The organism is Bacteroides sp. HMSC067B03 (assembly GCF_001811315.1).
Lineage (GTDB): Bacteria > Bacteroidota > Bacteroidia > Bacteroidales > Bacteroidaceae > Bacteroides > Bacteroides faecis.
In genome coordinates this window covers 1-548 of record NZ_KV804502.1, presented here as the reverse complement: position 1 = coordinate 548, position 548 = coordinate 1, and the positions used below count along the sequence as shown (strand labels likewise).

Annotated in this window: 1 protein-coding gene; it reads right to left on the bottom strand. The window is 39.2% G+C overall.

Annotation, left to right across the window (positions count from 1 at the left end):
* Nucleotides 1–548: OmpA family protein (locus HMPREF2794_RS26125; protein WP_168166638.1), on the bottom strand; the 548-nt coding region annotated here is incomplete at both ends.

Genomic DNA, 548 nt, shown 5'->3' with positions numbered 1-548 from the left:
TTTTCTTTCGGAGTATTATATGGCTGCACAGTATCTCCTTTATAATCAACTTTTATCCTATCTGCAGCGATGCCTTTTGCTTTTAAAGCTTCAGCAACATTGTTAGCACGCTTCTCTGATAATTTACTATTGATTCTAGGATTACCCGTATCAACATCAGCATAACCTGTTACACTTACCTTAGCTGCAGGATGTTTCTCCATGTAGTCAACCAAAGAAGCAATCTTAGATTGCTGATCATCCTGAATCTTTGCAGAGTTGATGGCAAAGAAGATATTCTGTTTCATAGGTTCTACTACCACTTCTTTTTTAGGCTGTGGTTGTTCTACTACAGGAGCAGGTTTAGGCTGTTCCACTACCACAGGCTCTGGTTCATAACAAACAGGAGCAGTCTTTGTATAGCTTTTACCCAGTTTAATGCTTACACCTACAAGAGCATTCAGTTGCCAGTCACAGTTACCAGCTTTCTTGGAGTTGAACTTATCAGACAATACGTTCGCATTTCCTTCGATATTAATGGACAAACGATCATTCAAACGAAGATCACA